This window comes from Agrobacterium sp. AGB01 (assembly GCF_014851585.1).
Lineage (GTDB): Bacteria > Pseudomonadota > Alphaproteobacteria > Rhizobiales > Rhizobiaceae > Agrobacterium.
The window spans coordinates 104886-123202 of record NZ_JACVAB010000004.1; the positions used below are offsets into that span (position 1 = coordinate 104886).

Here is an 18317-nt window from a genome sequence, read left to right on the forward strand (position 1 = left end):
TACTCCGCCTCGATCATGAGGGAGTTTAAATCTCATATGGTATCGAGCGAATTTGCCTTGGATCTTCGCGCAATCGAAAAGCGTTACGGGCCCGTGCATGCACTCTCCGGTGCCAACCTTCGCGTTGCTCCGGGAGAGGTCCATGGACTGATTGGCCAGAACGGCGCAGGCAAGTCGACGCTCATGAAAATCCTCTCCGGTCTTGAGCCAGCAGACGGTGGTGAAATCGTCATTGCTGGCGAGACCGTTGCGGCTCTGACGCCGTCCGAGATGCTGAAGCGCGGCATCGGTATCGTCTACCAGGATCGCATGACGGTTGCGACTTTCACCGTCGAGGAGGCATTGTTTTATGCCACACCGGGTGCCACAAGGAATGGTATCACTATCAACCGACGGCTCCTGCGCGAGAAGGCGAGAACAATCATTCGCCGCTATTTCCGGACCGAGTTTCGAGACGGCGCACTGATTGGCGAACTTACTACCGCTGAGCAACAGATCATCCAGATCACCCGAACGCTGCTTTCCGACCCCAAAATTTTGATCCTCGACGAACCAACGGCGGCGCTTGCTGCGCGCGAGGTCGACAATCTCTTCGAGGCGATCCGGGCGATGCGCGATGCCGGTATCACCGTCATCTACATTTCGCACTACCTCCGAGAGATCCGCGACATCTGCGACCGGATAACCGTGCTGCGCAATGGCAGAGACGTTGCAACGCTCAGGGCAAGCGAAACGAGCGTCGCGGCAATGACCGAGCTAATGATCGGCAACGATGTCGGCCGGCTGTTTCCAGACCGGCATGATAGTACCGGAGAACCTTTCTTCAACTCTATTGGACTTGCTCACCGCCAGGCATTTGCCAACGTCGACCTCACGGTGCGTCGCGGTGAGATTGTCGGCATCACCGGCCTGATTGGTTCTGGCATCAAAGAATTCACCCGCGTGCTTTTCGGTCTCGAACGGGCGGCGGCAGGAACGATGACGCTTGCCGGAAAGCCCTATCGACCCAAATCGCCAAGGGATGCGCTCGAAGCCGGCGTTGCGTTGGTACCAGAAGATCGGCGCGCGCAAGGCATAGGCCTCTCACTCAGTCTCACCGACAATATAGTGCTCGCAAGCCTTGAGCGCTTCAACCTCTATGGTCTGATGCAACCTCGCCGGGCCGCCATCCGCGCCCGCCATTTCATCAGCGCGCTGGCTATCAAGGCGCCAGACGAGACGGTACCCGCTGCAACGCTCAGCGGCGGCAACCAGCAGAAGGTGTCGCTGGCGAAGTGGCTCTGCCGCGATGCAACGCTCTACGTCCTGGACGAACCGAGCGTCGGAATCGACGTCGCGGCTAAGGCGGAAATCTACCGGACGCTACGCGACCTTGCCGATCAGGGCCATGCACTCATCGTCGTATCTTCCGATCTCGACGAGATCCAGGGGCTTTCGGACCGTATCGTCGTCTTCCACCGCGGCCATGTTGCGCTCGACGCACCGGCCAGCAAGACAACCACCGCCGGGCTGCTTGCTGTAGCTGCCGGGGCGCCGACGGACAGGCATCCATGACACCGCTTGCACTTGACCATACACCCCCACGAGACGGCGTCGATTGGAACCGCTTTCTGCCATCATTGCTCAGGGCGGGCGCGCTTTTCCTTTTTGCTGCGATCTTCGTTTTCTTCGCCGTCGGTTCGCCGCTGTTTCTCTTTCCCGGCAACCTTCTGTCGATTGTCGCGCAGTCGGCGATCCTCGCCGTACTGGCCTTCGCCCTCACTCTGGTAGTCGTCACGGGCGGTGACAATGCGCTGGCTGGGGGTATCGACCTATCCCTCCCGGCGACTATGGGTCTTTCGGCGAGCGTCTACGCGACGCTGGCCGCTGGTGGCCAGCCTGAAGCATTGTCTATTGCCGCGTCGCTCGCAACCGGCCTTGGCGTTGGGATTGTCAATGCGCTCTCCGTCACCCGCATCGGCATGTTACCGCTCCTTGCGACACTGTCGACGATGTCGATGGCCACCGGTCTGGAGCAAGTAATAACCAAAAATGCGACGATTGTGGTCGATACCAGTTTGACGGCTTTTCTCGGTGGCATCGACAGGTTCGGCTTTCCCGTGCTTGCATATGCGCTGCTGGTGTTCGCCGTTTTGTTTATCGTCGTCACCCGCCACACCCCGCTCGGCCTCAATCTGCAGGCGGTAGGAAGTAATCCTCTCGCGGCTCGCGCGGCGGGATTGAATGTGCCGCTCCATGTCGGGGGTGCCTATGTCGCGAGTGGAGTGACAGGTGCAATCGGCGGGCTATTCTCCGTTGCTTTCCTCGGCGCCAGTTCAAACGGGTCCGGCGAAATGCTGCTGCCGGTCATAGCTGCCACTTTCCTTGGTGTCGTCTTCTCCCGACGACTGGTACCAACAATCGCCGGCACACTGGCCGCCAGCCTGTTCATAGGAATGCTGACCAACGGCTTCCAGCTCCTCAATGTGTCGAGCTATTGGGTCAGCGGTATCCAGGGTGTGTTGACGTTGTTCGTGGTCGCCGCAACTTCGCTCCGGAGACGTGCATGAGTGCCCCTTCCATATCGTCTGCTTCCCATGGGCCAGGTAAACTGCGCCTTTTGGTGTTGTTATCGCGTTTTGGCCTGCCGCTCGCAGTCGTTGCCGTTTTCGTTTTTTTTGCGATACTAGCGCCGGGCTTTGCCTCGACCGGCAACATCCGCAATCTGCTCGTCAACAATTTCGCACTGCTGGCGATCGCCGCGATCGCGTTGACGCTTGCGGTTCATTCCGGCGGGATTGATCTCTCGGTCGCCGTCGCCATCGATTTCGCTAGCCTTGCTTTCGTGGCAGCCATTGTCAGCGGACTTCCCGTGCCATTTGCCTTAATCGTCGCTCTCGGCGCCGCTCTTATCGCCGGCATCTTCAACGCCGCCCTAATCGCAGGACTCGGCATCACGCCGTTCCTGGCGACGCTCGGCACACTGTTCATTGGTCATTCCGTGCAGCAATTGGCGACCAGCGGCGGAAACCCAATCTATATCCCCTACAATGACGTGCCCGCCGCAGTGCCATTTCTCGCTCGCGGCACGATCGCTGGCATCCCCCTGCCGCTGATTACCGTCCTGATTGTGGCATTTGCGGCGCACGCGCTTATCGCTTGGACCCGTTTTGGCCGACAGAGTTCAGCGATTGGGTTGCAGTCTATGTTAGCTCTTTATTCAGGCCTCCCGGTTCGGCGGACCATTGCCATTGTTTACATGCTGACAGCACTAATAGGCGGGCTATCCGGGATCTTTCTCTCGGCCAATGTCAACGCTTACATGCCCTTTTCCGGAAATACATTTCTGATGAACGCCATCGGTGCTGCCTATATCGGTACAACGACCAGTGCACGGGGCACACCAAATATTTTGGGGACGCTTGTTGGCGTCCTCTTTCTCGCCATTGTTGCGAATGGGTTGCTGATGATCGGCTGGGATTTTTACTGGCAACAATTCGGTTCCGGCGTTGCCATCTTTCTCTCGCTCGCCCTTAGCTACGGCATCGGACGCCTGCGCACCTAATAACGACACATAAAACTATCCAAGGAATGACATCATGACCCAACTCGATCATGCGTGGGGTGCCGGCCCGTCCGATCGCTTCGAGATATTGGCCGACCGCTTCCGCCCGATTTTCAACCGGATCGCTGAGGGTGCGCTTGCCCGGGAGACTGCGCGCGTGCTGCCGCATGAGCCGATTGCTTGGCTGAAACAAGCCGGCTTCATGCGCGCGCGGCTGCCGGAAGCCGAAGGCGGTCTTGGAGCCAGCGCCTCGGATATCTTCGCACTGCTTATCGAGCTTTCCGAGGCGGATTCGAATGTGACGCAGGCACTGCGTGCCCATTTTGGCTTCGTTGAGGACATCGTGGGTTTAAAGCCCGGACCGCGACGCACTCTTTGGGTCGAGCGGATCGCCAAGGACGAAAGCATTGGCAGCGCCTGGACGGAAATCGGCGACGCGCCGCTTGACGGATTTGCCACGCGAATATCTCACAAAGATGGAGCGATGGTGCTGAATGGTGCGAAATTCTACACCACCGGTTCACTCTTCGCCGACTGGATCGATATCGGTGCGACACATGACGAAACGGGCGAGACACTTGCAGTGACTGTCCGACGCGATTCCATCGGCGTCGAGGTTGTCGACGACTGGGATGGCTTTGGTCAGATTGGTACTGCCAGTGGCACCGCCCGTTTCAGCGACGTCGCGGTCTCGGCGCAGGACGCTGTGTTGGAAGAAGGGCGTTTTCTCTACTCGCCCGCTTTCTACCAGCTCGTTCATCTCGCAACGCTTGCCGGCATCGGCCGAGCAATAGTACGCGATGTCGCAGACGTTGTGAAAAATAGGCGCCGGACCTACAGTAATGCCGCCTCGAGTGTACCGGCCACCGACCCGCAGGTGCTGCAGGTCATCGGCCGCGCACGTTCTGCAGCCTATTCTGCCAGCGCGATCACGTTGCAGGTGGCCCGAGCTCTTGACCGCGCCGCAGATGCCCGCCTCGTCGGGGATTGGGCCGACTACCGGAAAGCGGTCGATATCGCCGAACTCGAAACGTCTCAGTCGCTAACCGTGGTCTCAGGGCTAATCCTTGATGCCGCAACGAACGTTTTCGATGCAGTCGGTGCCTCCGCCACGCGCAAGGGATTGGCGCTCGACCGCCACTGGCGCAACGCTCGCACCCTTTCATCGCACAATCCACGCGTCTACAAGGACCGTATCGTCGGCGACTACGCCGTCAATGGCACATTGCCACCGGAACAATGGCAGATCGGTACGCCCGCTTGAAAAAGTAGGCATTGCCAGCTCGCCTGCACGGCGGGCAGCAAGATCAGACGTCTGGTCTCCTTCAACCCAAGCGGAAACATGTAGGCATTGGCAATAAAAACCGCCAAGTGTACTTTCGGCAACCCAGTTCCCTGCAGGATATTTCGGGAAGACCTAATCGCGAAAGACCGATTGAGGCGATTGCTCGAGACAGGCCCCTTTCTCGAAGGAGACTGTCTTGTTGATGTACGGTAGCGATGCGCAGCCATTCAAATGCTCAACGAGAGTGTGATTGGGTGGCAATCGTATTCGAATAAGGTCCTTGCTCTTGACGGTCTAGGAACGGTCGACAGGTCTTTCATCGCAAGCCGCTTTTTCTAGCGTTCCATCGACCGCTAGCGATTGCAGAGACTACGATCAGGGTAAGTGACACCGTGATCATCAAAACAGATACTGCCGAAATTGTCGGATTGACCTCATTGGTAACGCCATCCCACATCATCTTGGGCAGGGTTGTAGCGCGCGCGCCTGACACAAATATTGCGATGATGACTTCGTCAAATGAGGCAATAAATGCAAGCAATGCACCGACCAGCAGGCTACGCCGTATCAGCGGAAAACGGACAAGCGAAAATGCTGCAACCGGCCCGGCGCCAAGCGTTCGAGCAGCAAGCGCTAACTGGACATCCCTGTGGGAAAGCGCCGCACTGACTGTAATCAGCACATAGGGCATGCCGAGCACGGTGTGTGCGAGAGCCAGCCCCGTTTCCGTGCCAATGAGACCAAGTGCGGAATAGGTTTGATAAATGCCAAGAGCATAGATGATGTTTGGCATCAACATCGGCGACAGCATCAACGTGAAGAGAACGTATCGGGCCACCCCTTCGATGCGCGAAAGCCCGAGGGCCGCCAAGGTGCCAAGGGCCGCAGCGCAGGCTGCCGAACTCAGACCGATCCGCACACTTCGCCAGGTCGCCTCGATCCAGGCCGGGTTTTGTAAATAGCTCTCATACCATTGCAGCGAATAACCTGGTGGTGGAAAAGTAAGGTAGCGCGCCGAACTGAATGACAGCGGGACCAACACAAAGGTCGGCAGGACGAGAAAGACCAGAACAAATGCAACATACACCGCGACAAAGCGATCAAATGGCGTGAGGGCCGCTTTTGATGGTGCTGCATCATGTTCGCCGGATCGTCCACCCTGATTGTGAATGATCCGCGTGTAGGCAATGCTGATCACGATACAGGCGAAAAGCAGAACCATGGCTATGGCCGATGCGAACCCAACATCCAGCATCTGGTTGACCTGCTGGTCGATGAGTTGTGCAACGAACAGGTCCTTACGCCCACCGAGCAGGGCTGGAATTATGTAGGAGCTTAACGACGCCACAAATGTGAGCGTGGTCGCTGCAACGATCGCAGGAACGGACAGCGGCAGATATACGAGCATAAAGGCGCGGGCTGGCGAAGCTCCCAGCGTCCTGGCCGCGGTTACCAGTGAGCGATCGATCCGATGCAATCCGGCATAGAGCGTCAGGATCATCATTGGCAGCAGAATGTGAACATTGCCGATGATCGTCCCTGCCGTCGTGTAGGAGAGCTGGAGCGGTGTGTCGATCAGCCCCGCCAGCTGCAAAAGCGAGCTGATGACCCCGCGACGCTGTAGGATCACCGTCCAGGCATAGGTGCGAACCAATGCACTGGTCCAGTAGGGTACGAGGATGCAGCCAAACGCGACAACCCGCCAGCCAACAGAGATCCTCGTCATCAGGACCGCAACGGGATATCCAAGAATGAGGCAGATTGCAGCGACGATCGCCGAAATCCGAAAGGTGACAACGAAGGATTGCCAGTAGAGTGGCGTGGTGAACAGCTTCACGTAATTGCCGAAATCGAACTGCGGCTGCGTAATGCTGCGCAGCAGGATTTGCGACAAGGGCAACAGATAGAGCGCGGTCAGGTAAAGGACCGCCGGGGCCACGAGTACCAGGCCCACCCGCGAGGTACGGTTCTGCAGCCAGTTCGAGATGGCCCACGGCTTTTCGCGTTCGATGATGTTACTGTGCATGAATGTCCACGAGATGTGCGTGCTGATCGCTCCAGCCCAGATCGATGGTCTCGCCGGTTTGGAGAACGTGTTCGGAAAACGAGCCTTGTGTTCGGGCGCGCAGCAGCGTTCCGGCGACATCGATTTCGAAACGCCTGGCATTGCCTTCATAGGTTGCCGAAACTATGCGTCCCGTGAAGCGCGTGGATACAGAGTGGGCTGCCTCACCTATGAGAACGTGCTCGGGGCGGATCAGCACCGTCGCGTTACGCCCTACAGTCGCACAATCAAAGCGATCCCCAGCAGAGACACGAAATGCCGATCCGGCAAACTGCAATTGCGGCTGCCCATTCCTATTGTCGGTGATGGGGGCAACAAGCAGGTTGGCGTCCCCCACAAAATCCGCGATGAATGTGGAATTGGGACGCTCATAAATTTCTTCCGGCGAACCGATCTGCTGGATTGTTCCCTCGCGCATCACTGCGATGCGGCTCGACATGGCGAGCGCCTCGTCCTGATCATGTGTCACATAAACGATCGTCAGGTTCAGCCGTTGCTGAATCTGCCGCAGCTCCACCTTCATATGCTCGCGCAGCTTCTTGTCGAGCGCGCTCAGTGGCTCATCCATCAGTAGTATGGCCGGATTGAAGATGAGGGCACGCGCCAGCGCCACGCGTTGTTGCTGCCCCCCGGAAAGCTCGGAAGGATATCGATCGGCGAGACGGCCGAGCTGTACCAGCTCCAGCGCCTGATGAATGCGCTCTGCGCGTTCCTGCTTGTCAACTTTGCGGAAGCGCAGCGGGAAAGCGATATTGTCGCGCACTGTCATATGCGGAAAAAGCGCATAGTTCTGGAAAACAACGCCAATGTCCCGCCGTTCCGGAGGCACGTGGCTGATATCGACGCCGGCCAGTTCGATCCGCCCTTCGCTTGGCAGGATGATACCGGCAATAAGCGCAAGCAAAGTGGTCTTTCCCGATCCGCTGGGCCCGAGCAGTGTCAGGAACTCACCCTTGTGCACATCGAAATCCACGTGGCCGAGCGCAACCGAGCTACCGTAGGATTTGGCGAGACCACGAACCGTGATCAGCGGCTTGTGGTTGTCGCTTCCTTCAGCCCGGGCTGTCGTACCCGGGCCTGAAAATTCAGTCTTGATACTCACTGGAGGAGCCATTTGTTCAGCCGCTCATTGACGGAATCGAGATTGTCGGCCCACCATTGCGGGTCGGTCAGCACCTGCTTTTCCAACAGTTCCGGCGAGGTTGGCAGCTGTGCGTCATTCGCGATGAACTGGAAGGCTTTTTTGTTGCTCGGGCCATAGTCGATATGCTTCGACAATTCGGCCTGACGCTCCGGGTCCGAAACGAAGGCGAGGAACTTCAGGGCTGCATCGCGGTGTTTGGAGCCGCGTGGAATGACCCAGCTCTGCGACGTCAGCGTTCCCTGGTCCCAATTTACGGCGACTGGAGCGCCGTCGCGCTGGGCCTTTTGAACCCGCGCCTGGCCGGCGGCGGAATAGGCGACTTCACCATCGACCAGCAGTTGCTCGGCCTTGGCAGCGCTCTCCCACCAGACCTGGATATGCGGCTTGATCTTGTCGAGGCTTTTGAAGGCACGATCGACGTCGAGCGGATAGAGATTGGCCGGCTCGACGCCGTCGGCCAGAAGCGCGATCTCCAACAGATTGACCGGAAGTTTCGGCAAAGTGCGCTCGCCCGGGAACTTTTCAACGTCCCAGAACTGGGCCCAATTCTTGGCGGACTCTTCTGGTTTCACCAAGTCGGTATTGTAGTTGAGGGTGGTCGACCAGACGATGCTCGGAACGCTGAAATCCGTCACCAGCTTAGCGTCGAAATCATCCTTTGTTATACCGGCAGTGGCGTAGTCTACCTTTTCGAAGAGATTGAGCTTGGTGCCGCGCAACACGAAACCCTGGCCCACGTCTACGACGTCCCATTCGACGTTGCCGCTTTCCACCATCGCCTGGAACTTGCCATTGTCGGCGGGCGACTGTTCGATGATCTTGATGCCCGTTGCCTTGGTAAAGGGTTCGAAAAAGGCTTTTCGCTGGGCTTCCTGATAGGAACCGCCCTGCCCGACGACAACGATGCTTTCCTCGGCTCTTGCAGTCGCAGCCGCTGCAAAGATGCCGGCCAGCAGCGGTAGTGTGATCAATGTCCGCCGCGTTAAGCTGGTAGTTCGATTGGAGTGTTTCATGTCTTTACCCCTTCAAGTATTGGTTACGGCCGCCTTTCGGGCGGGATGTTTTGGACGATCAAGGGCGAGCGCATCCCGAAGAGTGCTTCCCTGATAATCGGTATGGAACAGGCCACGACGCTGGAGTTCCGGGATGAGAAGATCGAAAATGTCATTCAACCCCTCGGAGAAGTAAGGCGGCATGATGTTGAAGCCGTCACATGCTCGTTCCGTGAACCACTCCTCGATCAGGTCAGCGATCTCGGTCGCTGTCCCGACCAGCTGGATATGACCGCCAGCGCCCGATGTCTGATAGAGTTCGCGGATCGTCAGGCCTTTGGCTCGTGCAGCGTCGAGCTGCGGTTTGATGCTCTTGATACCATTGGTTTCTGGAAGGTCCGGGATTGGACCGTCCAGCGGATAAGCGGACATGTCACCGAATTTCGGCTTGAGCGACGCATAGATGACCGACGAATGGACCAGTACGTTTAACTGCTCTTGACGTTCCACCGCTTGCTCATGCGTACGCCCGATAATCGGTAGGATCCCCGGCATGATCTTCAGCGAACTCTCGCCACGACCTTCCCCGGTCAGCCTGCCCTTCAGGGTGCGGTAGAATTGCTGCGCGCTCTCTTTATTCTGTTGCGCGGTATAAACGAGGTCGGCCGTGCGCGCTGCAAGCTGCTGACCCGGCTCCGATGATCCCGCTTGCGCGATTACCGGATAACCCTGAACAGGCCGGGCGATATTCAGCGGTCCCTTGACCTTGAAGAACTCCCCCTGATGGCCAAGAACATGCATCTTGTCGGGATCGACATAGACGCCCTGCTGCTGATCACGAAGGAAGGCATCGTCTTCCCAACTGTTCCAGAGGCCGGTCACGACATCAACGAATTCTTCGGCGCGACGATAACGCAACTCGTGTCGAAGCGACTGGTCGAGATTGAAGTTCCGCGCCTCGTCCTCGCTCCACGACGTCACGACGTTCCAGCCGACCCGACCACCGCTGATATGATCGATGGAGGCATATTTGCGGGCGATCGTATATGGCTCGTTATAGGTGGTTGAGGCTGTGGCGATGAAGCCGATCCGCGAGGTGACCGCCGAGAGTGCTGCGATCAGGGTAAGAGGCTCGAACTGGTCGATCTTTCCCATATGCCTCAGCGCTTGCGGATCATCGGCACCCTGGCGAACGGCGGCGCCATCGGCAAAGAAGATGAAATGGATCTTCGCCGCTTCGGCCCGCAATGCCAGACCACGCCAGAAGTCGAAATCGAGCGATGTGTTGGCGGGCGCCGTCGGATGGCGCCATCCGGCTGCGTGCGACCCGTTTGAGGTCACGCTCAATCCAAGCGTTAAGCCTGTTCTCTTGCTCATATCATGCTCACTTGCAAAACTGTTTGATTGGTCCGGTCAGGCCGCGCTGCTGGCTTGGGCTTTCCGTTCCGCGATGGCGGCACGAAGGCTGGGAATCAGATCACGCCCGTAAGCTCTCGCATCTGCCGCAATGTCCCATCCGCGCAGATAGAAGGCGTGGGCACCGAGATCGTAGTATTTGAGATATTCACCAACGACCTGATCGACGGTTCCGACAAGTGTGGCGGTCGATCCGCCCCGACCGACGAGCCGGGTGAAGCCGAGCCACAGCCGCTCATCATGCACGTCGCCGCTTCGAGCGATATCATCCAGCTTGCGGGCACCAACGGAGTCCGCTTTTGCCACGGCTTGGCTGATGGCAGCATCGGTCGGTCGCGAGGCTGCAATCTGCTCTTCGGCGGCTCTATAGATCGCCTGCGCCTTGGACCAGGCGGCATCCTCTGTATCTGCGGTGATTGCCCGCAATGAAACGCTGATCGTCAGGTCGCGGCCGCGCTGGCTGCCAAGTGACCGCAATTCATTGATCGTCTCTCGCGTCTGCGCCTGCGGTTCGCCCCAGATCATGTAATAGTCTGCGCGACCTGGTCCAGCCGCAAGAGCACCGGCTGAGGAACCGGCAAAGCTGATCAATGGCGTTACGCCGGTGGGAATGGTGCTGAACCCCTGGCGGATCGTGTAATAGCGCCCCTCATGGTCAAACGGCTTATCGGCGCTCCACACCTTGCGTAGCACATCGATATATTCGCCACTTCGGTGGTAGCGCTCGTCATCGGGGAGCGTATCGCCATCACGTTGCAATTCACCACCCGGAGCGCCGGTTATCACGTGGAAGCCGACGCGACCTCCGCCCGTGAGCTTGTCCAAAGTCAGAAGTTGACGGGCAGCGACCGTTGGCTGAACAAACCCCGGTCTGTGGGCAACAAGCACCTTCAGCTTCTTCGTCACAGCCAGGACATGGCTGGCAATCACGAGCGCATCCGGGCCCCACGACCCCTGCCCAACCAGGACCTGATCGAACCCCGCTTCCTCATGCGCGATTGCAGTCTCTTCGATGTAATCACGATCGAATTCGTCAGACCACCAGAGACCTGATGTCTCCGTTTTGCGGGTGTGGGGCACATAACCAATAATGTCGACGGACAAATCATTCTCCAAATTTCATAATATGAAATTAAATTTCACATTTAGGAAATGATAGACGTCAAATCACCACAGAGCGAGGTTAGAAAGCCTATAAATTTAGTGTATTTTAAAGGCCTGTCCCGATGTAGCCGAGTGAACGGGAAATTTTTTGCGCCGCTGCCACAACTGCGGGTGCTTTGACGACGAGATCGTCAGGTGTCATCCGCGTGGCCTGCGCCCAAATTCCTACCCCATAGATCGCCTTGCCGCTATGGTCGTAAACCGGCGCTGCGACCCCTACCATCTCACCGGCAAACTCGCCTCTTCCGATTGAATATCCTCGCACTCTCGTTTGCTGCAGATCAGCTGCAAGCAATTCGGGGTCGGTAATCGTGAAACGGGTCACCTGCTCCAACGGACCGCGAAGGACCTGTTCGCGTAAAACATCGTTGAATGCAAGAATCGCTTTCCCCATGGCGGACGAGTGGGAAGGTGCCCGGCTGCCGATAGTAGTCACGATCCGCACAGGCTGCTGGCTGTCGACGCGGTCGACATAAATCACAGATTTGGGATCCTCCATCGAGATCATTCCCAAATGGGCGGTTTCACCACTTTCATTCACAAGCGAAGCAAGATGTGAACGCGCGCTTTCTGTGACTTCGCGGAAGTTAATGGCGGCGCAACCGATTTCCCACAACTTCACTCCGAGATTGTACCGTTTGCTCGCACGGTCCTGGGTAATCCAGCCGAGCTCTTTGAAGGATGCTAGAAAGTGATGGATTGTGGGTTGCGGCATATCGAGGTGCAAGCTGAGCTCGATAAGGCTCCAATCGCGCTGGTTACTCGCAAAAGCCTCGATGATATACGCCGCTTTTTTAACCGAAGTAAGCATCTATCCTCCAAGCGCGAAGTCGCGCGATTGCCTCGCCCGCGCCCTGATGAAGGCGCGATTTCCAGCAATTACCCGTTCTGAATAGAAAATACGAGGCCGTTTCATTCTTGAGGGGATGTAAACCCGCATTACCAAAGCCGCATTGATGGGTAGTAAATAATGTCGCTGATCACGACGATGAAGCGATCAGCACATCACATTTGTTCGTGAAAACACTCGATCCTGGTCTGAGGTGACTGTTATTTTTCCGTATTGAAAGAGTCGGATCCCAATGAATTGGCAAGTCGATCGACTGCGCTGAGGGATTCTATGTCGCTGCCGTCAAGGTATTTGCCATAGTACTCGTCTAGCCAATCCAAAACTGTACTGATCTTACCCATCGTTACGGGCTCATCAGTGATCGTTAAGCTGATATCGCTAAGAGAGAAACCTTTTCCAAAGGTAGTCGCCAGATTGTCTGGATCGACCCTACGAACAGTGAGAGGATTGCGGACATCGTCAAACGTGAGAAGGATGGGATAGAATTCTTTCGGAACGCTCTTAGTTGCACGCAAAGACGACACTTTATCGTAAACCGAATCCAAATCCTCGACGCGCCGCAGGTTACGCATTTCTTCTGGGAAGAATATTTTGGCCGCGATAGATGGTTCGTACCCTTTGATGAGGGCAAAAAGATAGCGCCCAGCCCCGACGTCAACGACGACGGCTTCTCCGCGCCAGCTAGAATTCGCCGCACCGGCAGCATCACCGAGCCCCCACCATTTAGGAGTGAACTCAACCCAAACTCGAAATACGGAATGATCGCTTTTAACACCGGCGGGGGTCGTTACCGATACGTTCAGTTTCTGATGCCAGGTCCATTCACGGAAACCCAACATCTCACAGCCGGGCGCAATCGTTAGCAGGGCCAAGGCTGCGATTGTTTTGACAAATTTAAAAGCTGTGTTGACCGTCATCTGCAATCTCCATCCCGCAGATCACACAACAACTTAGGAATGGTATCTCGAACCGTGGAGCACCATGAATTGTGAGGAGGCGCCAAGCGTGCCGACGCGAATAAAGGGCGCGAAGTCATCATTCGCGTTTCCATCGATCAAAGGTGAGAAAATCTAGGGGCGTTATTTTTTGTGCCAGCGACACATCATGGATCAGCTCGGTTGCGCGTGGTATCACTGGACCGCGCGCACGCCCGACGTCTTCCAGCCACGGCAAAACTTCCTGAATTTTATTAGGGAACGCAGCTTTGGGTTGGACGGAAATCACAACGGAGCGCACCTGAATTTCGTCCCCGAACTGAGCTGTCAGCTTGTCAGGATCGATGACTATCAATGAGGCCGGATCGGTAATATCCCGGAACGTCACAAATACAGGATAGAGGTCTCTGGATAGGTCGGCAGTATGAGCCACCTTCTCGAACTGCTCCATCGCCGCGTACATCTTTCTCTCGGCTGCGCTTGCGCCTTCCGATTGTCGAGAGCGTCGAATAAACGTCAACGAGGCAGTGGAAACATCGAAGCCAGGCAGCAGGAAAAACAGATACTTGGCCGGCGCGACCTCAATGACACCCGCCTCACCGGAAATATCATACCTCGCTGCATTCCCTATGTGGGTACCCTTTCTATAAAACGCTGCGTCGACCTCGATAACCATTTTTCCCGACCTGGGGCCCATTGGGGTATCAACAGTGACTGTGAGCGTCTGAAACCAATGAAACTTTCGCGCGAATAGAATTTCGCACCCAGTCAGCACCAGTGCGCATAACAGCAGAGCAAGAGCCCGTCTTTTGTAACGTGATAGCTGCTGAAGTGCACCAGCCGTTAAATCCAAAGATCCCGTCATTGTGTGACCTTCGCGAATGTCGTGACGACGGGGAAGACCGGAGTGTCGAAGACAAATGGCGGGCGCAACGAACTTCGTTCGAGAGAACCAATGAGACTGTTCATGTGATGTCGCCTGAGCACTTGCTAAATGACAGCGTATCAACGCCCTTTACGCTTGGCTCGACCAGCAAATACGTGTCAAGATGCCGATGCGCTTGCAAAACCTCTAGTTTGGCCGCTGCTATCATCTGCTGCCGTCACCAAAGAAGTGAGATTTTGTGATCAAAAATCCAAGTGGCTTGTCCCTAGCTGCTCTCAGTTTGCCTGGGGGGTCTCTTTCAAATACCTCCGTTCCTCGCGGCGTATTCAACCAAGTCAGCCGTTCGCGAAGTTTTGAGGTGACTGGGTCATTGGTGATTTCCACGTCCAGCCCACGGAAGCGTACGCCTGGATAGATCTTGCCGATATCACCTGTTGGAATCTTGAAAATTGATTTCGGATCTTTCTCGTCGCCGAATGCAATGAAGGTAGGAAGGCGGTCTGCACTAAACATCCAAAACCGCATGCGACCCTTTGCGTTTCTTACCGCTCAAAATCTTCGTCTGCTAGACTGCCAATGCTGCTTTTTATGCCGAGTGTTTGAAGAATTGCATTTGCCCAAACGGGGCCTAACGCACCATCACGCTGATGTTCGATCGGTAGAATATATATTGTCCCCTTGCCGGGAATATCAGCGATCAGCGTCTCGCCATAAAGTCGGGTCGCACCGCCTGCCCCGATCAAGCTTTGTGTGACCCGGCTGTAACGGATTTCCATAACGGTCGACGCGGCAAATGGCTTTCCATCCACGTCAAAGTTCGCAATGACTCGATAACGAACGTCGGCACTCTCACCTTGGCACCCAGCCAACATCGCAGCAAGCAAAAGGGCCAGAAGAAGTTTCCCAACATATCGAACCTGTGGCGCCAGTTCATGCCCACCGTAATCAGAACCTGATGTGATCATCCGCGGATCCAAAGCGGCAAATGCCGTCAATATTCTCATTTGAATGACAGCCGCATCACAAACGGTTTGCTCTTCTTCGCGTACCAAAAATTGGCGGGTTACGCGCCGCCCATACCGCAGACGGTGGTCGACTGGTTTCGATAGTCGTCGACACTGGATTAAATGCAGCAAAGGCAGCCGCACCAACCTTGAAATCACTGGGCAGAAACAAGACCGCCAAGCCATACGCCAAGTCCACAGCTTTAGCGAAAGTTCGAATCGAGGTCTCGAACGCGCCACTTGGAGCAATCCATACGATGACAGAACAGACGATGTTGACGGCAATCAAAACGGCGAAGACCGTGAACGGGTTGACGCCAATGTCTCTCAATCTAGCGGCTTGCATGCTTAGGGACGCCCACAAAAAGGGAATAGCCAAAGGGGACGCTGCAAGGATCCATTTCCCTGGTATCGCCGTCCGATTGCCGTTTAACTGGTAAAACCCGTATAAGACAGCGATCAGGACCAATCCCCCGACCAGACCGACACAGGACTTGATTGCCAAATACTGGCGCCTGGTTAGTCGACCTTGAAATCTAAAAAGCAAATCGATCATGGAACCCCCGGGTGGTGCGTTGGCCACACCAAACCAGAAACAACCACAGATAGTGCTTATTTATTCGATAAAATTGTCGATATCGGTGGTGGGTGTGGAAAAATTCGCAACTGTCTCACTCCTGGGCAATACTTGAGGTGAATACCCACGCTATCGACCATACGAACCCAGCAGACATCACCTCCGTGCTATAGTCATTTCCTAGGCCCTTAACCTGCATAGACGCACTGACGAAGACAAAAAACGCAGCTGGCAGGAGGCCAAGCCCCGCGATGAAATATTTCGACGACCCTCCAAACTGCTGTTCTACGCCATGTAACGCTGCCGTCCCTGCGAGAACCGGAAGTCCTCCCAGCACAACCATGGTTCCAACTATCTCCCAGGTCGTGTGTTCAAAACCGAGGATCGACATCACAACAACCCCGGTCATCGCCGTCATTATCAAAATTCTTACGACATGTTTCATCGCCACACTCATTACGCGCATGAATAATGGCGAAATCGCGTTAATCGAGTGTTAGAAGACAAATATGAGCCCGCATGAATATCAGTGTTTAAGAACTGTAGCTGAGATGTGTTGATGCGGGGCTCTTGAAAAAAACTCGGACGTGAGTGCGAAATGCCGGTTGCTGAATAGTCGATAATCTGGAGCGCAGCCGCTTTGTGCCCATAGGCGTCATGGCTGGATTGCCCGCCCATTCTGGCCGTTCAAGCTTATTTTGCATTTTCTGGAAATGGTCGCCCGCGCATTCAGAAAGAATGACTGATCTGGTTGATTTTGGGACCTTCTGGCTAAAGGAAGGTCACCCGATAACTGCCTTCAGTCTCACCCTCGAAGTTCGTCGCAGGAATATCCGGACGTCTTCAGACACCACCTTGTCGATATCGCGACGGGAGTTCTGCGGTAGGCAGATCGTCGGCTGTGAACGGTTTGCCGGTGGTCCATGGAACCATGTTCAGCACGACACCCAAACTCACACTGATTGCCCCAGCGACAAGTTTGCCAAGCGGCTTTGTCCAGCCAGCAAAAAGAACACCTAACGGTTTGAAGATTAAAAGTGGGATAAACACGAACGGCACGACCAAGAGTGTCGTCACCATTGGAGTCGCCGCCTCCATCATTGGGTCACCGCTATATCGTAGGCGGAGACGCGGGTTACGGGCGACTGCAAACGGAATTAGTTCCTCCACAAACCGAACGTAGTCCGCGGAGCGATCAAGGCCTGAATCTTCCTGCCAATCCAACGAGGATAGCTCCCTCGATGCAAAGAGCGTTCGCAACCGCGCACTGTAGACTGGAAACCCAGTGGTGCCGACACCACTCGTGACGTGCAGGTGCAGGAAACGGAACGCAGTCCACGGGACTAATCTGACGGACTGTCCTCGCGTCACCCGAAGGCCTTGGGTCTCAATGACGTAGGCCATCGTGATCCCTGGAGAGCTTTTATGGTGCATCTCGACTTTCGCGGTAAAACGGTAGGTTGGAGGGTCATCCGTCAGCAATTGAGCTCCCATACGTTTCGCGAATGATAGTGCTTTGTGCGAAGGACAGCGTACTGGACACTACAGGTCAACCGCTACTATCTCCTACGAAAACGGAACCAATCATGGTTCCACCCTCCCCGCTTATGGCAACGATTTCCATCCTCAACCGCCAAGACAGGCCTGTCAACAAGCCGCGATTTCTTCATGAATTGTCGGATGCTCAAGCTCCGATAGCCCAGTGAAGGTCAACAATTTTCAACGAGAAAGAACTTGAATCTGAATGCGATCAGCTATTGTTTCAAGGTCTTTTCTGAATGCGATCTACGACTGAAAAACTAATTCTTTATAAGCTAGCTTCAGTAGAATCTGCCGAACCATTTCTGCTCTTCAGCCAATCTGCGATTGTGTCGTGTAGCATCCAAGGAGATGGTGCACTTAGAGTGATCTCAGTGTCGTCGATTTGGGTAAAGTGGCACCACTCTTCGTCATCGGACGACCACTCTCCGAGTATTTCGCCGTCGACAAGTAATACATCGCCGCTAAATGCTTCGTTGTGATAGCCCAGCATAATTACTCCATGACGAACCATTCCTCCCGCGTCAGTCATATCGCATATGGCTTGGAACTGAGCGCGCACAGCTTCAACGCTGGGACCGGCAATCGTGCCAATCTCGAAGATCTTGTACAACAAGATCCCGCTGTATTGATCTGGCTTTTCGCTAGCCGCGATCTCGCAAGACATCTCGCCATGCTTTTCAGTCATTACTTGCATCGCAACCAAAACCCGTCCTCGCGGAACACGTATTCGAACCAATTTGAAGTATAGAAACTTGTAGGAAGGAGACAACGGTGTTCGTCGTTCAGCTACCGTCGAGACACATTGCAATCGCGCTCTTGAAGGGACATGAACCGACGGCCCCTCGTTCGACGGATTTATTCGGATTAGATTTCTCCACCCGGACAGCTATTTAGCTGCTGATTTCCGTCCATG

At 55.6% G+C, this 18317-nt stretch carries 18 protein-coding genes; 4 read left to right on the forward strand and 14 right to left on the reverse strand.

Annotation, left to right across the window (positions count from 1 at the left end):
- The first annotated feature begins 36 nt into the window (after nucleotides 1-36).
- The 4 genes from IB237_RS15325 to IB237_RS15340 are packed head-to-tail and all read left to right on the forward strand — an operon-like array spanning nucleotide 37 to nucleotide 4808.
- Nucleotides 37-1554 (forward strand): sugar ABC transporter ATP-binding protein, encoded by a 1518-nt coding sequence (locus IB237_RS15325; RefSeq protein WP_192489556.1) that lies wholly within the window; start codon nucleotides 37-39, stop codon nucleotides 1552-1554.
- Nucleotides 1551-2549 (forward strand): ABC transporter permease, encoded by a 999-nt coding sequence (locus tag IB237_RS15330; RefSeq protein ID WP_192489557.1) that lies wholly within the window; start codon nucleotides 1551-1553, stop codon nucleotides 2547-2549. The genes IB237_RS15325 and IB237_RS15330 overlap by 4 nt, the downstream gene beginning before the upstream one ends.
- Nucleotides 2546-3544, forward strand: coding sequence for an ABC transporter permease (locus IB237_RS15335; protein ID WP_192489558.1), 999 nt, complete (start codon nucleotides 2546-2548; stop codon nucleotides 3542-3544). Before IB237_RS15330 ends, IB237_RS15335 begins: the two co-directional genes overlap by 4 nt.
- 34 nt (nucleotides 3545-3578) lie before the next feature.
- The gene (locus IB237_RS15340) at nucleotides 3579-4808 is read left to right on the forward strand and encodes an acyl-CoA dehydrogenase family protein (protein WP_192489559.1); all 1230 of its coding nucleotides are present in this window, start codon (nucleotides 3579-3581) and stop codon (nucleotides 4806-4808) included.
- Between the two features lie 337 nt (nucleotides 4809-5145).
- Here IB237_RS15340 and IB237_RS15345 read toward each other — a convergent pair whose 3' ends face one another.
- The 14 genes from IB237_RS15345 to IB237_RS15410 all read right to left on the reverse strand — a co-directional run bounded on the left by IB237_RS15345 (nucleotide 5146) and on the right by IB237_RS15410 (nucleotide 18089).
- The gene (locus IB237_RS15345) at nucleotides 5146-6855 is read right to left on the reverse strand and encodes an ABC transporter permease subunit (RefSeq protein ID WP_192489560.1); all 1710 of its coding nucleotides are present in this window, start codon (nucleotides 6853-6855) and stop codon (nucleotides 5146-5148) included.
- Nucleotides 6845-7996 (reverse strand): ABC transporter ATP-binding protein, encoded by a 1152-nt coding sequence (locus IB237_RS15350; RefSeq protein ID WP_192489561.1) that lies wholly within the window; start codon nucleotides 7994-7996, stop codon nucleotides 6845-6847. Before IB237_RS15350 ends, IB237_RS15345 begins: the two co-directional genes overlap by 11 nt.
- Entirely contained in the window at nucleotides 7993-9051 is a 1059-nt protein-coding gene (locus tag IB237_RS15355; protein ID WP_192489562.1) for a polyamine ABC transporter substrate-binding protein, read from the reverse strand. Before IB237_RS15355 ends, IB237_RS15350 begins: the two co-directional genes overlap by 4 nt.
- A gap of 12 nt (nucleotides 9052-9063) precedes the next feature.
- On the reverse strand, nucleotides 9064-10407 hold the full coding sequence (locus tag IB237_RS15360) for an LLM class flavin-dependent oxidoreductase (RefSeq protein ID WP_192489563.1): 1344 nt from the start codon (nucleotides 10405-10407) through the stop codon (nucleotides 9064-9066).
- Nucleotides 10408-10443: 36 nt separating this feature from the next.
- Nucleotides 10444-11550 (reverse strand): LLM class flavin-dependent oxidoreductase, encoded by a 1107-nt coding sequence (locus IB237_RS15365; protein ID WP_192489564.1) that lies wholly within the window; start codon nucleotides 11548-11550, stop codon nucleotides 10444-10446.
- 106 nt (nucleotides 11551-11656) lie between these two features.
- On the reverse strand, nucleotides 11657-12421 hold the full coding sequence (locus IB237_RS15370; RefSeq protein WP_192489565.1) for an IclR family transcriptional regulator: 765 nt from the start codon (nucleotides 12419-12421) through the stop codon (nucleotides 11657-11659).
- Between the two features lie 239 nt (nucleotides 12422-12660).
- On the reverse strand, nucleotides 12661-13377 hold the full coding sequence (locus IB237_RS15375; protein WP_192489566.1) for a hypothetical protein: 717 nt from the start codon (nucleotides 13375-13377) through the stop codon (nucleotides 12661-12663).
- A 118-nt stretch (nucleotides 13378-13495) separates the two neighbouring features.
- Nucleotides 13496-14071, reverse strand: coding sequence for a hypothetical protein (locus IB237_RS15380; protein WP_192489567.1), 576 nt, complete (start codon nucleotides 14069-14071; stop codon nucleotides 13496-13498).
- Nucleotides 14072-14485: 414 nt separating this feature from the next.
- A complete protein-coding gene (locus tag IB237_RS15385) occupies nucleotides 14486-14794 on the reverse strand; it encodes a hypothetical protein (RefSeq protein WP_192489568.1) in 309 nt (102 codons plus the stop codon).
- 29 nt (nucleotides 14795-14823) lie between these two features.
- Nucleotides 14824-15246, reverse strand: a complete 423-nt coding sequence (locus IB237_RS15390) for a hypothetical protein (RefSeq protein ID WP_192489569.1) — start codon at nucleotides 15244-15246, stop codon at nucleotides 14824-14826.
- Between the two features lie 55 nt (nucleotides 15247-15301).
- Nucleotides 15302-15841 (reverse strand): hypothetical protein, encoded by a 540-nt coding sequence (locus tag IB237_RS15395; protein ID WP_192489570.1) that lies wholly within the window; start codon nucleotides 15839-15841, stop codon nucleotides 15302-15304.
- Between the two features lie 115 nt (nucleotides 15842-15956).
- Nucleotides 15957-16307 carry a hypothetical protein gene (locus IB237_RS15400; RefSeq protein WP_192489571.1) on the reverse strand — a complete coding sequence of 117 codons (351 nt, stop codon included), beginning with the start codon at nucleotides 16305-16307 and terminating at the stop codon, nucleotides 15957-15959.
- Nucleotides 16308-16705: 398 nt separating this feature from the next.
- Complete coding sequence (locus IB237_RS26295) at nucleotides 16706-16942, reverse strand: hypothetical protein (RefSeq protein ID WP_246787976.1); 237 nt, start codon at nucleotides 16940-16942, stop codon at nucleotides 16706-16708.
- A gap of 727 nt (nucleotides 16943-17669) precedes the next feature.
- Nucleotides 17670-18089, reverse strand: coding sequence for a hypothetical protein (locus IB237_RS15410; RefSeq protein WP_246787978.1), 420 nt, complete (start codon nucleotides 18087-18089; stop codon nucleotides 17670-17672).
- Between the last annotated feature and the right edge of the window lie 228 nt (nucleotides 18090-18317).